Source organism: Yoonia ponticola, from assembly GCF_014199395.1.
Taxonomy (GTDB): Bacteria; Pseudomonadota; Alphaproteobacteria; order Rhodobacterales; family Rhodobacteraceae; genus Yoonia; species Yoonia ponticola.
In genome coordinates this window covers 206,797-223,460 of record NZ_JACIJM010000005.1, presented here as the reverse complement: position 1 = coordinate 223,460, position 16,664 = coordinate 206,797, and the positions used below count along the sequence as shown (strand labels likewise).

Annotated in this window: 17 protein-coding genes; 3 read left to right on the top strand and 14 right to left on the bottom strand. The window is 55.3% G+C overall.

Annotated elements, in window-relative coordinates; all coding sequences use genetic code 11:
• Positions 1–3 precede the first annotated feature (3 nt).
• Together FHS72_RS10495 and FHS72_RS10490 are read left to right on the top strand one after the other, a co-directional pair.
• Positions 4–747, top strand: coding sequence for an alpha/beta fold hydrolase (locus FHS72_RS10495; RefSeq protein ID WP_183528818.1), 744 nt, complete (start codon positions 4–6; stop codon positions 745–747).
• A gap of 105 nt (positions 748–852) precedes the next feature.
• Complete coding sequence (locus FHS72_RS10490) at positions 853–1,266, top strand: BrnA antitoxin family protein (RefSeq protein WP_183528816.1); 414 nt, start codon at positions 853–855, stop codon at positions 1,264–1,266.
• 4 nt (positions 1,267–1,270) lie between these two features.
• Here FHS72_RS10490 and FHS72_RS10485 read toward each other — a convergent pair whose 3' ends face one another.
• The 4 genes from FHS72_RS10485 to FHS72_RS10470 form a co-directional block, all read right to left on the bottom strand.
• Positions 1,271–2,242 carry a DUF2971 domain-containing protein gene (locus FHS72_RS10485; protein WP_183528814.1) on the bottom strand — a complete coding sequence of 324 codons (972 nt, stop codon included), beginning with the start codon at positions 2,240–2,242 and terminating at the stop codon, positions 1,271–1,273.
• Positions 2,243–4,042, bottom strand: coding sequence for a translation elongation factor 4 (gene lepA / locus FHS72_RS10480; RefSeq protein ID WP_183528812.1), 1,800 nt, complete (start codon positions 4,040–4,042; stop codon positions 2,243–2,245).
• Positions 4,043–4,192: 150 nt separating this feature from the next.
• Positions 4,193–5,383, bottom strand: a complete 1,191-nt coding sequence (locus FHS72_RS10475) for an MFS transporter (RefSeq protein WP_183528810.1) — start codon at positions 5,381–5,383, stop codon at positions 4,193–4,195.
• A 204-nt stretch (positions 5,384–5,587) separates the two neighbouring features.
• Positions 5,588–6,175, bottom strand: a complete 588-nt coding sequence (locus FHS72_RS10470) for a TetR/AcrR family transcriptional regulator (RefSeq protein ID WP_183528808.1) — start codon at positions 6,173–6,175, stop codon at positions 5,588–5,590.
• Between the two features lie 122 nt (positions 6,176–6,297).
• Here FHS72_RS10470 and FHS72_RS10465 point away from each other — a divergent pair, with 122 nt between their 5' ends.
• The gene (locus FHS72_RS10465; RefSeq protein ID WP_183528807.1) at positions 6,298–7,521 is read left to right on the top strand and encodes a multidrug effflux MFS transporter; all 1,224 of its coding nucleotides are present in this window, start codon (positions 6,298–6,300) and stop codon (positions 7,519–7,521) included.
• Between the two features lie 21 nt (positions 7,522–7,542).
• Here FHS72_RS10465 and FHS72_RS10460 read toward each other — a convergent pair whose 3' ends face one another.
• The 10 genes from FHS72_RS10460 to cyoE form a co-directional block, all read right to left on the bottom strand.
• Positions 7,543–8,949, bottom strand: a complete 1,407-nt coding sequence (locus tag FHS72_RS10460) for an FAD-binding oxidoreductase (protein ID WP_183528805.1) — start codon at positions 8,947–8,949, stop codon at positions 7,543–7,545.
• Between the two features lie 161 nt (positions 8,950–9,110).
• Complete coding sequence (locus tag FHS72_RS10455) at positions 9,111–10,007, bottom strand: alpha/beta fold hydrolase (protein ID WP_183528803.1); 897 nt, start codon at positions 10,005–10,007, stop codon at positions 9,111–9,113.
• Positions 10,008–10,019: 12 nt separating this feature from the next.
• Positions 10,020–10,604: a GNAT family N-acetyltransferase gene (locus FHS72_RS10450; RefSeq protein ID WP_183528801.1), complete on the bottom strand. Its 585-nt coding sequence runs from the start codon at positions 10,602–10,604 to the stop codon at positions 10,020–10,022.
• Positions 10,604–11,872, bottom strand: coding sequence for a M16 family metallopeptidase (locus tag FHS72_RS10445; protein WP_183528800.1), 1,269 nt, complete (start codon positions 11,870–11,872; stop codon positions 10,604–10,606). The genes FHS72_RS10450 and FHS72_RS10445 overlap by 1 nt, the downstream gene beginning before the upstream one ends.
• Positions 11,869–13,254 (bottom strand): threonine synthase, encoded by a 1,386-nt coding sequence (thrC, locus tag FHS72_RS10440; RefSeq protein ID WP_183528799.1) that lies wholly within the window; start codon positions 13,252–13,254, stop codon positions 11,869–11,871. Before thrC ends, FHS72_RS10445 begins: the two co-directional genes overlap by 4 nt.
• A gap of 1 nt (position 13,255) precedes the next feature.
• Positions 13,256–13,951 carry an SURF1 family protein gene (locus FHS72_RS10435; protein WP_183528798.1) on the bottom strand — a complete coding sequence of 232 codons (696 nt, stop codon included), beginning with the start codon at positions 13,949–13,951 and terminating at the stop codon, positions 13,256–13,258.
• Between the two features lie 91 nt (positions 13,952–14,042).
• Positions 14,043–14,843, bottom strand: a complete 801-nt coding sequence (locus FHS72_RS10430; RefSeq protein WP_183528797.1) for a cytochrome c oxidase subunit 3 — start codon at positions 14,841–14,843, stop codon at positions 14,043–14,045.
• Between the two features lie 24 nt (positions 14,844–14,867).
• Positions 14,868–15,467 (bottom strand): cytochrome c oxidase assembly protein, encoded by a 600-nt coding sequence (locus FHS72_RS10425; RefSeq protein WP_183528796.1) that lies wholly within the window; start codon positions 15,465–15,467, stop codon positions 14,868–14,870.
• Positions 15,467–15,667 (bottom strand): hypothetical protein, encoded by a 201-nt coding sequence (locus tag FHS72_RS10420; RefSeq protein ID WP_183528795.1) that lies wholly within the window; start codon positions 15,665–15,667, stop codon positions 15,467–15,469. Before FHS72_RS10420 ends, FHS72_RS10425 begins: the two co-directional genes overlap by 1 nt.
• Positions 15,667–16,611 (bottom strand): heme o synthase, encoded by a 945-nt coding sequence (gene cyoE, locus FHS72_RS10415; protein WP_183528794.1) that lies wholly within the window; start codon positions 16,609–16,611, stop codon positions 15,667–15,669. Before cyoE ends, FHS72_RS10420 begins: the two co-directional genes overlap by 1 nt.
• Positions 16,612–16,664 lie beyond the last annotated feature (53 nt).

Genomic DNA, 16,664 nt, shown 5'->3' with positions numbered 1-16,664 from the left:
CGAATGCTACACACGATCATCCATGGCGAACAAACCGACAAACCTAACCTGCTGATTGCACATGGTTTATTCGGGTCCGCGCGCAATTGGGGTGTGATCGCGAAACGACTGTCTGCGGACCGTCAGGTCATCGTTGTGGACATGCGGAATCATGGGTTAAGCCCTTGGTTTGACACGCAATCTTATAGCGACATGGCTGGTGATCTGGCTGACGTCATTGATGGCCCTGTTGACGTGCTGGGACATTCGATGGGCGGCAAGGCGTCCATGGTGCTGGCCTTGGAAAACCCGCATAAAATCAACAAGTTGATCGTCGCGGATATCGCGCCCGTCGCCTACAGTCACACGCAGATGGGGCCGTTGGACGCGATGCGCGGCGTCGATATGGACGCGGTCAATAACCGCGCTGACGCGAAGGCGCATCTGGTTGGGTTAGATCCGGGCGTCGATGACTTTCTACTGCAATCCATTGATATCAAAGAGAAACGCTGGAAGTTAAACCTCGACGTCTTGGCGGCAGAGATGCCCAAGATCGTCGGTTTTCCGAGCGTTCAAGGGACGTTCGACGGGCCGACGCTGTTCCTGTCTGGCGCGACCTCTGACTACGTGAAATCCGACGATCGGCCTGCAATCAAAGCGCTGTTCCCAGCCGCTAAATTCGCCAAAATTCCGGGTGCGGGGCATTGGTTGCACGCCGAAAAACCGCGCGAATTCGAAGCGTCGGTTTCGGCGTATTTGGACATGTGACTTGCGTGCACAAGGCGTGCACAACCCGTGCACCGCGCGGACCCTTTGAAATCCGGTAAGGAATTGACGGCATAACGAGGCATTCACACGCTGAAAGGTCCGCCAATGCCGCCCAAGAAAATGTCCGCTATCGACGAGAAACGCTATTCGGAAATGATGCTGGTCGCGTCTGAAACGCTGTGGGATTTCCGCCACCCCGACCTTGTCCGCACGATCCTGCCCCGCGAATGGGCGGACATCCCGCTGGACGTTGTGCCGGAGAAAATACGGATCACGCTACGGGTGGATTCGGACGTGGCCAAGTTTTTCCGCAAGCTGGGACGCGGGGTCTACCAAGAGCGCATGAACGCAGTGCTGCGGACGTTTATGCTGGCGCGGCTGACCGAGATTTTGGGCGCGGATCAAGAGCTGATGCTGGCCGAGACGGACGAGCTGGGCAAGCTGTACCTGTCACAAGAGGCGGACTTGCTAGCGCAGTTAGAGACGCTGCGGCGGAGGCGTGTGGGGATTAGGGGTTAAAACCTCAAACAAACTCACATGCCGATTTTTTAACGATAAAACTTCGGAATTTTGAAGCATTTAGCATTGCGCTAACGATTTCGATGTTGGCGTTACACTTATGCCCAATTGTGACGCTCTCAATTGCCCGATAAATCTCTCCCAAAGCAATCACGTCCTCATCGTCGCCATCATAAACATCCGGTTGGAATTCCGCAGAAATGTAGGGAATTATCGTATTTTGACTTGCTCGATACTGAACTTTACCCGAACAAGCCTTTTCCAATGACTCAGGGATTTTTAAGGTCGAATTTTCACCTTTACCAAATGAATAGGTAAACGCGATCTGCCGCGTTTCGTTTTCGTGCTGCCATGAGGAATCTTTGAACGATCCCGCTTGCTTCAAAATATCTCTTGTAAATCCAAAGCAATCAGCGAACATTTCTTCTTGCCGATCAGAAATACTGTCAACATTCTCTGTGTACTTCGTGCTGAGTTCGCTCTCATCATATTTCATCAACTTAGAATGAAAATCAGAATAGATCTTTTGAACCGCAGTCAAAAACTCCGTCTGAGTGTATGCGATCTGAACTAATTCGTGATCACCATCGTGCGAAGTCAACGCGTTTCTGCGAAACCCAATGCAAACTCCAGTTCCTCGTCCGCCATACTCCAACCATTGAGCAAGAGAGTCACGTTGCGATGAATAGGATGCTCCAAAGAAAACAATGTCAGAGGCAATACTTGCGTATGCTTGCTTCATCAAAGCTAATGCTTTGGCCTCTTTGCTTCCTGGTAGATATCCAAGGCCATCTAACAAACCGTCAACCAACCTACGGCCCGCTACATCTTCGCGAGGATCATTTAATGCACGGATATGCGAAAGCCGAATTGATCTCGACTGAACGATCCCAATTAGACCTTCAAGCGTCGTATAATGATAAATGACATCTGAATGGTCCAACGTTTCACTACCGATACTGCTGTCTAGTACCAATTACCCATCCATCTTCAACGCCGAGATAAACGCTTCCTGCGGGATGTTGACGCTGCCGAATTGGCGCATCTTTTTCTTACCCGCCTTCTGTTTATCCAACAGCTTGCGCTTACGCGATGCGTCGCCGCCGTAGCACTTGGCCGTCACGTCTTTGCGCAGCGCCGATAGGGTCTCGCGCGCGATGACTTTGCCGCCGATGGCCGCTTGGATCGGGATTTTGAACATGTGACGGGGAATCAGGTCTTTGAGTTTCTCGACCATGGCCCGCCCGCGCGCCTCTGCACGGTCGCGGTGCACCATCATGGACAGCGCATCGACGGGTTCATCGTTGACGAGAACCGACATTTTCACAAGGTTATCAGTCTGATAGCCGGTCAGCACATAATCGAAGGATGCGTAACCTTTTGTTACCGATTTTAGGCGATCATAGAAGTCGAACACAACTTCATTGAGGGGCAGATCATAGACAACCATCGCACGCGACCCCGCGTAGGTCAGGTCCATTTGCACGCCACGCCGGTCTTGGCACAGTTTAAGCACGTCCCCGAGGTAGTCGTCGGGCACGAGGATCGTCGCCTTGATCCGCGGTTCTTCGAGGTGATCGACTGTGGTGACGTCTGGCATATCAGCCGGATTGTGCAGATCGACCACCGTCTCGTCTTTCATGTAGACGTGGTAAACCACTGACGGCGCGGTGGTAATCAGTTCGATGTCGTATTCACGTTCGATCCGGTCACGGATCACTTCGAGGTGCAGCAGACCTAGGAAACCACAGCGGAAACCAAAGCCGAGCGCGGCTGACGTTTCCATTTCAAAGGAGAAAGACGCATCATTCAGCGCAAGTTTATCGATGGCATCGCGCAGGTCTTCGAACTGCGAGGAATCGACAGGGAACAGGCCACAGAAGACCACAGGCTGCGCAGGCTTAAAGCCCGGAAGCGCGGTTTCGGTGCCTTTGCGTTCGGACGTGATGGTGTCGCCGACGCGCGTGTCACGGACTTGTTTAATCGACGCGGTGATGAAACCGATTTCGCCGGGTCCAAGCGTTTCGACGTTCTGCATTTGCGGCCGGAACACACCGATGCGGTCAATTTGATGCAGCGTGTTGTTGGACATAAAGCGGACGCGGTCGTTTTTCTTCATGCTGCCGTCGATGATACGGACCAGAACGATCACGCCGAGGTAGCTGTCGTACCACGAATCAACCAGCATCGCCTTAAGCGGCGCATCAGGGTCACCCTTCGGGGCGGGCAGTTTTTTGACGATGGCCTCTAATGTTTCGCGAATGCCGACGCCGGTTTTGGCAGACACGCGGATAGCCTCGGACGCGTCTAGCCCGATCACGTCCTCGATCTGGGTCGCGACCTTGTCACATTCGGACGCGGGCAGGTCGATCTTGTTCAGGATCGGTACAATTTCATGATCCGCATCAAGGGCATGGTAAACGTTGGCCAAGGTCTGTGCTTCAACGCCTTGGGTGCTATCGACGACCAGCAGCGACCCCTCAACCGCACGCATGGACCGCGATACTTCATAGGCGAAATCGACGTGACCGGGGGTGTCGATAAGGTTCAGAACGTAGTTCTGTCCATCATCCGCCACGTAGTCGATCCGCACGGTGTTCGCTTTGATCGTGATGCCGCGTTCGCGCTCGATATCCATGCTATCCAGCATCTGGGCTTTCATATCGCGGGCAGCCACGGTGTTCGTCTCTTGAATGAGCCGATCAGCGAGCGTGGATTTACCGTGGTCGATATGGGCAACAATCGAAAAATTGCGGATATTTTTAAGGTCAGTCATGGAACGTCAGGCCTATCAAAGAGGGGTGGTTTTCCATGGCCTGTGATGGGGGAATTTGCAAGGGGAGAAGATAGCCGTGACGCGTGCGGGCGCTGCGTTTTAGGTTAATAAGTTCCGTTTGAGACGCGCCGACGCTTTTGCTGCCTGTGGTCAGGTCGCAGCGCCGTTACCGTGTTGTCGCGCAAGGTGATACGCCAGCGCCAACGCCGCGAGGCCCATTCCGAACAGCGCCAAGCCGTGCCACCCTGCGACGCTCATGATTTTGACGCCAACGGCCGACCCGAGCGAGGCACCGATGTAATAGGCGAGCATGTAGACCGCATTCATTCGGCTTTGGGCGTTTGCGTCGATGGCAAAGACACGCACCTGATTGGGGATCTGCGCGCCGAAGACGCCTAAATCCAATAAGATGACGCCGATGATAAGACCCGCGAGGCTATCGCTCCAGACTGCGAGCACGACGAAGGACGCGAGGACCGAACAAAGCGACACAGTGATGATGCGCGTCGGGCCAAAACGGTCAACGTAACGCCCCGCCAGCTTTGCGCCGACGATCCCCGACATGCCAACCAATCCGAATAATCCGGCCTGTTGCACGGTATAATCGAACGGCGCGTCCGTCACATGAATGGCGAGCGTCGCCCAAAGCGCGTTGAATGCTGCGAACCACAACGCACCGGTCAGCGCACTTTCCCGCAACAAACGGTGTTTGCTAAGCAAGCCGAACATCGACGCGATCAACGCGGGGTAGCTGAGCGTGACCTTGGGCTTATTGTCAGGCAGGTACGCCCGCAGCAAAAGACCAAAAACCGCGGCTAGAATTGCGGCTACAAGGAAAACAGACCGCCAGCCAAAATATTCGGCGATGGACCCGCTGGCCGTGCGCGAGAGTAGAATGCCGATGGTAAGGCCCGTCATCAGCGTACCCATGGTCGCACCTTTGGTGGCGGGCGACGCGAGGGACGCCCCGATGGGCAGTAACTGCTGGGTAATATTTGCGCCCAAACCCACCGCGAAAAAGGCCGCGACCAACACACCAATATCGGGCGCGAAAAACACCGCCATCAACGATAGCGTGAGTAGCACAGACAGATAGCTGATCAAATTGCGGCGGTTCATCACATCGCCAAGCGGTGAAATAAACAGGATCGCTGCGGCGTAGCCCAGTTGCGTGGCGGACGGGATCAAGCCAACCGCCCCATCATTAACGTTAAAGGTTTCGCCGATCTCAGGCAGAAGCGGCTGATTGTAATAGAGATTAGCGGCGGTGGCAGCAATCGCCGTCGCCATCAACAAGAGCAGCGGACGCGTAAGCTGCGGCGTCACGGAAGTGTCAGACATGGGGTAATCCTTGTGCGCGTCGTCGGCCTTGGCCACGTAAGCCAGCTTTTCGGAATGGTTAATGGGTTGCGTCGTCTCAAAGCTATTGTTTGGTCGAAGGCTGGCGATAGCCGTCGGGAACGTAGGTGTGAATGTTCTCGGTGGTGCGCTGTTTTTGGCTGTCGACGCCGCGACATGCTAGCGTTAACCAAGCATGGTCGTGGTTTACGTTTGAGCAGGGTGAAAGACCTCGCCTACGATACTTTTGGCGAGATCGTCATCGACAGGATCACCACCAAGCAGCGCATACCAGAACGCGCCGTGCACAAAGATAGAGAGCATACTGATGTCCCTGCCCTGCGCAATTTCGCCCTTATTTTGTGCGCGTTTGAGCAGGTCAGTTACCATTTTCTCGCGCGGCTTCACGAACTTTGTCTTGAACACATCGCGGAACGCATCGTCATCTTGCGCCGCAGCAATCAACGCCCGAATGGGCGCACCACTTTCGCTGAGATGTGCAAAAATTTGCATCAAAAACCGTTCTAATTGCAATTGGCAGGTCAGGTTTGGGTCATCAGTTGGGGCGGCAGCATAGTGGCCCGTCTCTTCGAAAATCGCGTCGAGCACGAGGTCGGCTTTGGTGTTCCAGCGGTTGTAGAGCGTTTGTCTGGCGACATTCGCCTCGTTCGCAATCGCGGCGATCGTCACCTTTGCGTAGCCGTGCTCGCGCAACAATTTCAGCGTCGCGGATTTAATCGCGCCAGCCGCTTCCGCATCGCGAGGCCGTCCGCCTGATTTCTTCTGTTCGGTCATGCGGGCCTTCCATGCAGTTCGAGTTCGATGTCACAAATCGATACTAGACTGCAGTCTACTTATATTGATAGACCGCAGTCTACAAACACTTATTGATTCGTACTGATTTCGAGGTCTTGCTGATGACACACGCCACTCTTACGCCGCGCAAGGCCGCCGGAATCACTGCCGTGCTTGGTTTATTGTCGCTATTTCCGCCGCTGGCGACAGATATGTATCTCGCTGGTTTGGGGGATATTGCCGAAGCGTTGCACACGAGCGAACGCGCCACCGATCTGTCGCTTTCGATCTTTTTTCTCGGGCTGTGTCTAGGGCAATTCATTGTTGGCCCACTGATCGATAGCTTGGGGCGCAAAGGGCCGCTGTTGGCTGCGACGACGTTGTTTATTGTGACATCTCTGGCGTTAATCTTGGTGCAAGACATCATTGTATTCAATGCGTTACGGTTCCTGCAGGCCCTCGGGGCATGCGGTGGCATGGTGGTCGGCCGCGCTGTGGTCAACGACCTGTACGAGGGGCGTCAGGCCGCAAAAGTCATGACAATCTTAGTGATGTTGTTAACTATTGGGCCCATCGTGTCGCCAACGCTCGGCAGTCTGTTGCTGGAAGCATTCGGATGGCGGTCGATTTTCATCGTTATGATGATCGTCGGAGTGATCGCATTCGTATTATCCGTAATCGTCATGCCGGAAACGTTGGCCCGCGAAAATCGAGTGAAGTCACCGTTTCGCAGCGGTTTTAAAACTGCAGTAGCGCTTTTGGAACGACGTGAATTTGTTGTACCGGCGTTGACTGCAGGACTAGTTCAAGGCGGCATGTTCGCCTTTATCACCGGGTCATCCGGCGTTTTCCAAGGCGTTTTCCAAGGCGTTTTCGGCCTGAGTGCGTTGACCTACGGGTTAATGTTCGCAGCAATTGCGACTGCGCTATTGATATTTGGCCAAATTAATACAAGGCTTTTGAACCACTTTTCGCCGGACCGTATCCTGAAAGCAGGCTTACCTTTTTACGTCGCATTCTCACTACTCGCGACGGTGCTGTCAGGAACGCAAACCCTGTGGATTTTCATTACGCCGCTTTGGTTCGCGATTGGCACGGTCGGGTTACTGTCTGCGAACGCTATGCACATCGCGATGGCATCAGCGCGCGGCACAGCTGGAATCGGCTCTGCGGTGCTGGGCGCGATGCAGTTTGGCATCGCCTTCACCGTCTCGTCCTGCGTGGCATTGGGCGGAACACAGACACCTCTACCGATGACGTTAGGCCTATTGCTGCCCGCAATTGCGTCCTTTGTTCTGTCAGTTAAGTTTTCCGAGCAACGCCAGCCCGATGATATTCTTGTGTAAACCAAAGGCGTGAATATTTCGTTAACGCAAAACGGCCCCCGGGTTCATTATGCCAACTGGATCAAGCGCCGTTTTCACGCTGCGCATCATCGCGAGCTTTACCGGATCACTATATTTCTCAAGGTCACTAACTTTTAACCTTCCGATGCCATGCTCTGCGCTAACGGACCCACCAAAGGAATCGCACAGGTCGTGGACGCAGGTTTTGACCGCCTCGCGCACGTGGTCATAGTCTGCTCGCGATTTTCCCGCGGTGGGGAAGACGTTGTAATGAAGGTTGCCGTCGCCCAAGTGGCCAAAGCAGTTAATACGAAAATCGCCGATTTCAGCCAAGGCTCGCATTCCTTGCGCAATAAAGTCGGGAATGTGAGAGAGAGGAACAGAGATGTCGTGTGATGAGATCGACCCGATGCGTCGGTTCCCCTCGGGAATATTCTCGCGCACTGCCCACAACGCGTCTCGTTGCGCGTCCGATTGGGCGATCACGCCGTCTGTGACAAGGTCTTCTGCAAAGGCGCTTGCGAACAGATCGGTTAACGCTTCGTCCGGCGATAAGCCCTTGGGTAGGCCGACGTCGATCAGGACCGACCAGTTAGGTTGTTCAGCGAAAGGCATCCGCACGTCGACGCCAGTTTCAGACATGAAATCAACGCCCTGCCGGTGGATCAACTCGAACGCTGAAAGCCCGTCACCGAAATGCGCACCCGCCATTGCTAACAAATCGAGTGCTGCTGATGGCGAGCGAACTGCCATGAACGCGGCCCCGATATTCGCGGGTTGCGGCACCATTTTCAGCGCTGCAGCTGTAATTATTCCCAATGTACCTTCAGCGCCTATCATAAGGTCGCGCAGGTCGTATCCGGTGTTATCTTTGCGCAAGCGGGTCAGGCCGTGCCAGATTGTACCGTCCGGTCGCACGACCTCTAACCCCAGACATAACGCCCGCGCGTTTCCGTACCGCAACACATTCACGCCACCTGCGTTCGTCGACAAAAGCCCACCGATCCGCGCCGATCCTTCGGATGCGAGCGAGAGTGGGAAAAGTCGGTTAACATCAGCGGCAGCCGTTTGGACATCGGCCAGAATGCAGCCAGCCTCGGCAATCAACACATTTTCAGATGGATAATTCGCCCGAATTGCATTCATTCGTTCGAGGGACAGCACAACAGGCACCGGACCGTCATGCATCAACTGCCCGCCAACCAAACCAGTGCCACCGCTATACGGCACGATGCCCACCTTGGCGTCGTTACAAGACTTTACGATATGGGCGACCTCAGCGGTAGTGGCGGGTGCGAGCACGATCCCCTGTCCCGTCCAGCGCCCACGTGGTTCAGTCAGGTATCGGCCAGTTGCATCCCTGATCGTACCATCTGACAAAGTCAGGTTGTCAATAAAGCTAGCGGTTGCAGGGGTGAGGTTGGACATATCTGTCACGGCCCTTTTCAAATGCCGCACACAGCGGCGCGATTTTTCCGAACCCGAGCAACGCCAATTCGCAGCTCGATAGAACATTTCAAATAACCGTATACTTTACCACAGACATTCGCCAACGGGTCACCGCATAGCGATCGGGCTCAAATGAGCCATTAACGTAGCACTGGACGCCCTTCAACGAAGGACCGCACGTCTTCGAACACTTCTGGCCGCGTGAAAAACAACAGATGCCCCTGCTCGGGGTAGCCATATATCGTCACGTCGCCGATTTTTTGTGAAAAATCGTAGGTTTGCCGCGTTGAAAAGACCCTGTCATTTAGGCCAACAAAAAAGGCGACAGGTATGCCGGATAGGTCCAAATCGTCGGGCAACTGAAAACCCGGCAAACCTAGCGTGTGAGCCAGAGCGACCGCGGGATCGAGTTTTACGATGATCTTTTCGCCCGCGGCGATATCGCGCGTCAAACGCTCTTCGAATGCGGGGTCGTCCAGTGCGTCTGGCCCATAAAGCAACCCGGCCCAAAAGCGTTTCCACACGATTTGTCGCTTAACCGATCCTGTCGCGATCATGGCCTTCACGATATCCGAAATCCCGCGCAAAACGGTCGGGAAACCACCGCCGTATTCGACGGCTGTTGACATTGCAGCGACCCGCACATCGCGATCGCCCTGCACCAAAGGCGCTGTCAAAAGCGCGATTGGCCCGCCAGTTGAATAGCCGACCAACGCAATATCTTTGTCGGGGTATTGATTCGCGAATTCAGCGATGCGCCGCGCGACGGTTGGCGGGTGAATTTGGTGATCGTTTGGCAGTCCGTCCAACCCTGGAAAGCGGTAGAGCGCCCGCGCATATCCCGCGTCATCCCATGATTTTGTCGCCGCGAAGATATCGACAGAGGCCAAGGCACCGGGAATGAAAATCGCTATTTTGTCCGCGTTTTTCACATCTTGTGCATCAAAAATTAACGGATCTACGGCACTTTGACGGGCGAAAGGAACACCACAGCCCGTAATAAAGGCCAACGCGGCAACAACAACAAACCTGAACATTTACTTTTAACCTTAACCTGCGTCCGTCTTTCCCCGCCTGTCAAAGCGAAGATTGGCGTAAAGCACATGATTGCGCCAGCGTCCGTTAATTTGCAGATAGGATTGCGCCACGCCTTCGTATTTGTAACCACATTGCTCAAGCAACGCACGCGACGGGGCGTTTTCAGGCAAACATCCGGCCTCAATCCGGCTGAGTTCGAGCGTGACAAAGGCGTAATGCACCAAGGCTTCGATGGCTTCGCGCATGTAGCCTTGCCGTGCGTATCTCGCGCCGATCCAATAACCCGTTGTGCCAGCTTGGGCGGGACCGCGACGGATATGGTCGAGTGTGATCGCGCCAAGCAGCGCCTGATCTTCGCGGCGGATGATAAAGAGCGGCACTGCAGTGCCCGACGAAATCGACCGCTGCGCCCAGTAAACGCGGTTGGTGAATGACTTGCGCGTCAGGTGTTCTGGTGCCCAAGTCGGTTCCCATGGCGTTAGAAAGTCGCGACTTTCGGCGCGTAACGACGCCCATGGCCGAAAATCCGCATGCGTTGGGGGACGCAGTGTTAATCGTGCTGTTTCCAGCCGGACTTTGCGTTTGGCCCCCAGCATTAGGCGGCGAGCCGCGCTTTCAGTGCATCCAAGGTGGGCGCTGATTCTGCGGGGCCGTAAACGGCCAATGCCGCGCCCGGATTGGCGGCAAGGTCCGCGGCGAAGGCTTTGACGTCGCCAGTGGTGACCCCATCGACATAACCGATTGTTTCTTCCAATGTCGGGATGCGGTCCCAAATGGACATGAGCCGCGCTAGGCGTTCAGCGCGGTTTGACGGGCTTTCGAGACCCATCAACAGGCCGGCCTTCATTTGAGCGCGGGCGCGTGCGACCTCTTCTGCGGTCATATCGTCAGCGGCGCGTTTCATTTCGTCCATCGTGATGTTGGCGAGCTGGGCTATTTGTTCGGCAGACGTACCTGCGTAGATCGTGGTTAATCCGGTGTCTTCGTAAGCGCCTGCTTGCGCGAAGATCGAATAGCACAGACCTTGTTTTTCGCGCGCTTCTTGGAACAAGCGAGACGACATGCCGCCGCCCATCACCGACGCGTAGATTTGCGCGGTATAAATCGCAGGGTCACGGTAGTTCGGACCCTCAAGAGCGAGCGCAAAGTGGACCTGCTCTAAGTCTTTGATTTCCCGCCGTTCACCACCGCGGAATGACGCGGGTTGGATCAGGTTCGTTGGGCGCGTCACTGCGGACAGGTGTCCAAACAGCGCCTCGGCTTGCCGGACAATCGCGTCGTGATCGACAGCACCTGCGGCAGCGAGGATCATCTGGTTCGGACCGTAATGTTCACCAACAAAGGTGGTCAGGTCTTCGCGCGAGAAGGACGAAACGCGTTCGGTTGGACCCAGGATCGTGCGGCCAAGCGCCTGATCTGGATAGGCCACCTCTTGCAACCAATCGAAAACGATGTCGTCAGGCGTATCAAGCGTTTGCCCGATTTCCTGCAAAATCACACCGCGCTCCACTTCGATCTCGGACGGATCAAACACCGGATTGAGCAGAATATCGGCAATGACATCAAGCCCAAGGGCAACGTCATTCTCAAGGACACGCGCGTAATAGGCGGTCATCTCGCGGGATGTGTAGGCGTTGATATAGCCGCCAACGTCTTCTATTTGCTCGGCAATTTGCAGAGCGGATCGTTTTTTCGTGCCCTTAAACGCCATATGTTCGAGGAAGTGCGCGATTCCGTTCTGTTCGATCCGTTCATGTCTGCCACCCGCTTGGACCCAAATCCCGATAGAGGTGGATTTCAGGCCCGGCATGCTTTCCGTGACGATACGAAAACCGTTGGACAGGGTGTGCAGTTCAATAGTCAAAGTGTGATCCGTTCTTTGATGACCGCTTGAAGGGCGGACAAGTCATTGGCGACGCGCGTGACCCGCTCGGGGCGGTCATACAGGTCGGCCATGCGCGGTGGAAGAGGGGCCGCGATGCCTGATGCGGCTTTCACGGCATCGGGGAATTTCGCGGGATGTGCTGTGGCGAGCGTGATCATTGGCGTGGTGCCAAGGTGCATTTCGGCCACATGGGCGCCGACCGCCGTGTGCGGGCAGAGCAGTTCGCCGTGCTGGGCGAGGTAATTTTTGATCGTGGCGCTGGTTTCGTCCTCGGACACGCGGCCAGATTTGAAGGTGTCTTTCAGCATTTGGTAAGCACCTTGGCTGATTTGGAACCCGCCTGATTTCAGGTCTTCCATCTGGCCCGCGACCGCTGCGCCGTCTTGGCCGTAAGCGTAGAAAAGTGCGCGTTCAAAGTTGGACGACACTTGAATATCCATCGACGGGCTGATCGTCGGCTCGACGCCTTCTTTGGTGTAGCTGCCGGTTTCAAGCGTGCGGTGCAGGATGTCGTTGCGGTTGGTCGCGACGATCAAATCTTTGATCGGCAGGCCCATTTGCTGTGCGATGTAGCCCGCAAATATGTCACCAAAGTTGCCTGTCGGTACGGTAAATGACACTTCGCGATGCGGCGCACCGAGCGAAACTGCGGAGCTGAAGTAGTAGACAACCTGCGCCAAAACACGGCCCCAGTTGATCGAATTCACGCCTGCCAGTTTGACGTCTTCGCGGAAGGCAAAGTCGTTGAACATATCTTTGACCGCAGCTTGGCAATCGTCGAAATCACCATCAACGGCCAGTGCATGGACGTTGGATTCGGAAGGTGTGGTCATCTGGCGGCGTTGTACTTCGGATACGCGGCCATGTGGGAACAGGATGAAAACGTCTACGTTATCAAGGCCACGGAACGCTTCAATCGCGGCTGAACCGGTGTCGCCGGATGTCGCGCCCACGATGGTCACGCGGTCGCCGGAACGGGACAATGCCGCTTGGAACATTTGACCGATAAGCTGCATCGCGAAGTCTTTGAACGCGAGCGTTGGGCCGTGGAACAATTCCAGCAAGAAGTGGTTGGGCGCTAGCTGCACCAGCGGCGCACGCGCGTCGTGGCCGAAACCAGCGTAGGCTTTTGCGATCAAATCACGGAATTGGTCGTCGCTGAAGGTGTCGCCGATGAACGGGCGCATCACGGTGAACGCAATCTCTTCGTAGGATTGGCCAGCCATTGCGGCGATCTGATCTTTGGTTAACGTCGGGATGGTTTCGGGCAGGTAGAGGCCGCCATCGCGCGCGAGGCCGGTTAACATCGCTTGTTCAAATGTCAGCACGGGCGCTGTGCCTCGTGTGGAAATATAGCGCATTCTAGCGGTCCTCTTGGCGGATACGGAAGATCAGGTAGCCGGTCATCATGACCCAAACGAGGGCCAGCATAAACCATGTTATCGCGTAATTCAGGTGGTCGTTCTTGATCGCCCCAGAGTCAAGCGGAAGGGTCTGGAACGGATATGTTTCAAGCGGGGTGACGAGGTCGAGCAACTGCACATTGCGGGCGACGATCAGGACTTCTTCGCTCGCAAGCCCTGCGGCGATTGACGGCACATCACGCGTGAACCAAATGCCTTTGGGGTCCGGATCAGGCGTCCATTTGTCGAGATCGTCGGGCCAGTGCAGGTTGCCGACGACTTCGATCCGGTGGAATTTGCTAAACGGATTGCCGAGTTGTTCCAACGGCACCCACCCAAGGTCGACCATCACGTCGCGGCCATCGTCGGTTTTCAGCGCATCAACGTAGCGATATCCGGGACCGAACCCTTCGATTGTGACAAGCACGTAGAGCGGTTTTCCGGCGAGACGCCCTGTCACGGTGACGGGTTTGAATTGATCGGCGTCAGGGTTTGGCGCGTTTGGAATGGCGACCGCAGGCGCTGAGATTGTAGTGTCGATTTCGGCCAAAACGGCAGTCTTCCACTGCAAACGCTGCAATTGCCACACGCCCAAAGCGAGCAGAATAGCGCAGCCGACGATACCGAGCAGAATGGGGAAAATGATCTTGCGCAAGTTGGCTGTCCCTTAATGCAAAACGCGCGAGGTTGCCCTCGCGCGTTTGTCTTATCTTTGATTGTGGTCGGGGTGAAGCTCGATGTGGCGGTTAGCCGCCCCAGACGTAAACGGCTGCAAACAAGAACAACCATACAACGTCAACAAAGTGCCAGTACCAAGCCGCAGCTTCGAAACCGAGGTGCTTTTCAGGGGTAAAGTGGCCTTTTTGCAGACGGATCAAGCAGACCAAAAGGAAGATTGTCCCGATCAGAACGTGGAAGCCGTGGAAACCCGTCGCCATAAAGAAGTTCGCGCCGTAGATGTTGCCGCCAAAACCGAATGCCGCGTGGCTATATTCGTAAACCTGAAACACGGTGAAGACCGCGCCGAGGACAACAGCGAGGATCAAGCCCCACTTCATGTCTTCGCGGTTGTTTTCGTGGACCAAAGCGTGGTGCGCCCAAGTCGCAGCCATACCGGAACACAGCAAAATCAACGTGTTGATCAATGGCAGGTGCCATGGGTCAAATGTTTCGATTCCAACTGGTGGCCACACGCCGTCAACTGCAGGGGACAACGGTCCCATCGGGTACATCGCGTGTTTGAAGAAAGACCAGAACCATGCTGCAAAGAACATCACTTCGGACATGATGAACATGATCACGCCGTAGCGCAGACCGATGCGGACAACCGGTGTGTGATCGCCGGTTTGGGCCTCGTTCACCACGTCTGCCCACCAAGCGTACATCACGTAGAGTACCATCGCGAGGCCGATCAGGAACGCATATGGCCCGGAATCGTGCATCCATAGCGCGCCGCCGAACAGCATAATGAACGCGCCTGCAGAAGCCATCAGTGGCCAAATTGAGGGGTTTAGAATGTGGTAGTCGTGATTCTTTTCATGCGCCATGGCGGTCGTCCCTTGGGGTTCTTGCTAGTTCAAATCTATGGCGGTTTGCGCCGGTGTTGTCAAAGCTGCCTGTTCATACGTCTCAGGCAGATCAATCTCGTAGAAAGTATAAGAAAGCGTGATCGTGTGGACATATTTGCCTTCACGATCATCAACGATAGCCGGATCAACGAAGAAGCTGACAGGCATCATCACTGTTTCACCAGGTTGTAAAACCTGTTCGGTAAAGCAGAAACATTCGATTTTATCGAAGAAACCGCCAGCCTCGTAGGGCGTCACGTTATAAGCCGCCTGCCCTGCAATCGGCACGTCGAGCGGGTTATGTGCTTCGTAAAACGCGAGGCCGGTCTGGCCGATTTTCAACGTCATTTCACGCTGCGCAGGTTTGAATTCCCACGGCATATCGCGTTCAAGCGATCCATCGAAGCGGATCGTGATCGTTTGATCCAGAACGTCGCTTTGGTTTGCTTCGGCTACATTCGTGACACCGCCAAAGCCTGTGACGCGGCAGAACCAGTCGTAAAACGGCACGGATGCCCATGCGAGCCCGCCCATCAGGACGACAACGCTCGCGGCTTGCGCGGCGGTCCGGTTCGGACCTTGGAGTTTGGGGAAAAGTGCCATTAGTTGCTCTCTTCTTCCGGAATAATTTGCGGACGCGCGACGTGGTCAAATTTCTCGAATTTGGTCACGTCGCCAAGTTGCAGCACTTTGACAACGGTCAGGCCAAAGACAATCGCGATCATCCCCGCCAGCAACAGCCCGACGCCCATATTGCGGCCTTTGCGCCGCTGGTGGATTTCATGTTCGACCTTAAACGCCATCAGAATGTACCTGTATTGAGACGCAGGGCCGCTTCGATCAGCAGCGCCACGAAGTGCGCGAAAAGATAATAGAGCGAGACTTTGAAGACGGATTTTTCGACGGCGTAGTTGTCAGCGTCTGCTGCCGCGTCGTCGCGTTTCCAGATGTCGTAGGCGCCTTTGAAGAACCATGCGTTCATTAGGACGGCGACAGTCAGGTAGACAGGCCCGCCAATCGATGTGAACCCAAGGCCAATCGCCACAGGCACCAACAGCGCGGTGTAAACGATGACGTGTTTGCGGGTGCTGTCGCGGCCGTGGGTTTCGGTCAACATTGGCACGCCTGCATCGCCGTAATCGGTTTTCACGAACAAGGCCAAAGCCCAGAAGTGCGGCGGCGTCCACATGAAAATCAGCATGAACATCAAAACTGATTCGATGGTCACAGATCCGGTCGCTACCGCCCAGCCGATCATCGGAGGAAATGCACCAGCCGCCCCACCGATCACGATGTTCTGCGGCGTCAGGCGTTTCAGCCACATGGAATAGACCACGGCGTAAAAGAAGATGGTAAACGCCAGTAGACCAGCGGCCAGCGCATTGGTCGCGAGCCATAGCAGCACGACCGAAAAGAAGGACAATGCGACGCCGATGCCCAGCGCCTCGCCCGGGGCTACTTTACCAGATGGAATCGGACGTTTCGCTGTCCGCTTCATGATCGCGTCGATATCCGCGTCCCACCACATGTTCAGCGCACCAGAGGCCCCTGCCCCAACTGCGATGCACAAAATGCCGACAAAGCCGATGAACGGATGCACAGGCACGGGGGACACCAACAAACCAACCAATGCGGTGAATACAACCAGCGACATGACGCGCGGCTTCATCAAAGCATAGTAATCCCCCATCGACGGCTCGTGCCCGTCTTTTGGGTGGATTGTTTCGTTGAGGCTCATGTCGCTCATGCGGATGTCCGATTATTCAGCGAGGGGGAAAAGGTGCGCGATTGCCACGCACC

What these genes read in the sequence shown, in the direction of transcription:
- FHS72_RS10460 (WP_183528805.1), bottom strand. Translation starts at nt 8,949, where the DNA reads ATGTCCAACCTCACCCCTGCAACCGCTAGCTTTATTGACAACCTGACT.
- FHS72_RS10475 (WP_183528810.1), bottom strand. Translation starts at nt 5,383, where the DNA reads ATGTCTGACACTTCCGTGACGCCGCAGCTTACGCGTCCGCTGCTCTTG.
- FHS72_RS10455 (WP_183528803.1), bottom strand. Translation starts at nt 10,007, where the DNA reads ATGTTCAGGTTTGTTGTTGTTGCCGCGTTGGCCTTTATTACGGGCTGT.
- FHS72_RS10465 (WP_183528807.1), top strand. Translation starts at nt 6,298, where the DNA reads ATGACACACGCCACTCTTACGCCGCGCAAGGCCGCCGGAATCACTGCC.
- FHS72_RS10490 (WP_183528816.1), top strand. Translation starts at nt 853, where the DNA reads ATGCCGCCCAAGAAAATGTCCGCTATCGACGAGAAACGCTATTCGGAA.
- thrC (WP_183528799.1), bottom strand. Translation starts at nt 13,254, where the DNA reads ATGCGCTATATTTCCACACGAGGCACAGCGCCCGTGCTGACATTTGAA.
- cyoE (WP_183528794.1), bottom strand. Translation starts at nt 16,611, where the DNA reads ATGAGCGACATGAGCCTCAACGAAACAATCCACCCAAAAGACGGGCAC.
- lepA (WP_183528812.1), bottom strand. Translation starts at nt 4,042, where the DNA reads ATGACTGACCTTAAAAATATCCGCAATTTTTCGATTGTTGCCCATATC.
- FHS72_RS10495 (WP_183528818.1), top strand. Translation starts at nt 4, where the DNA reads ATGCTACACACGATCATCCATGGCGAACAAACCGACAAACCTAACCTG.
- FHS72_RS10425 (WP_183528796.1), bottom strand. Translation starts at nt 15,467, where the DNA reads ATGGCACTTTTCCCCAAACTCCAAGGTCCGAACCGGACCGCCGCGCAA.
- FHS72_RS10420 (WP_183528795.1), bottom strand. Translation starts at nt 15,667, where the DNA reads ATGGCGTTTAAGGTCGAACATGAAATCCACCAGCGGCGCAAAGGCCGC.
- FHS72_RS10470 (WP_183528808.1), bottom strand. Translation starts at nt 6,175, where the DNA reads ATGACCGAACAGAAGAAATCAGGCGGACGGCCTCGCGATGCGGAAGCG.
- FHS72_RS10450 (WP_183528801.1), bottom strand. Translation starts at nt 10,604, where the DNA reads ATGCTGGGGGCCAAACGCAAAGTCCGGCTGGAAACAGCACGATTAACA.
- FHS72_RS10430 (WP_183528797.1), bottom strand. Translation starts at nt 14,843, where the DNA reads ATGGCGCATGAAAAGAATCACGACTACCACATTCTAAACCCCTCAATT.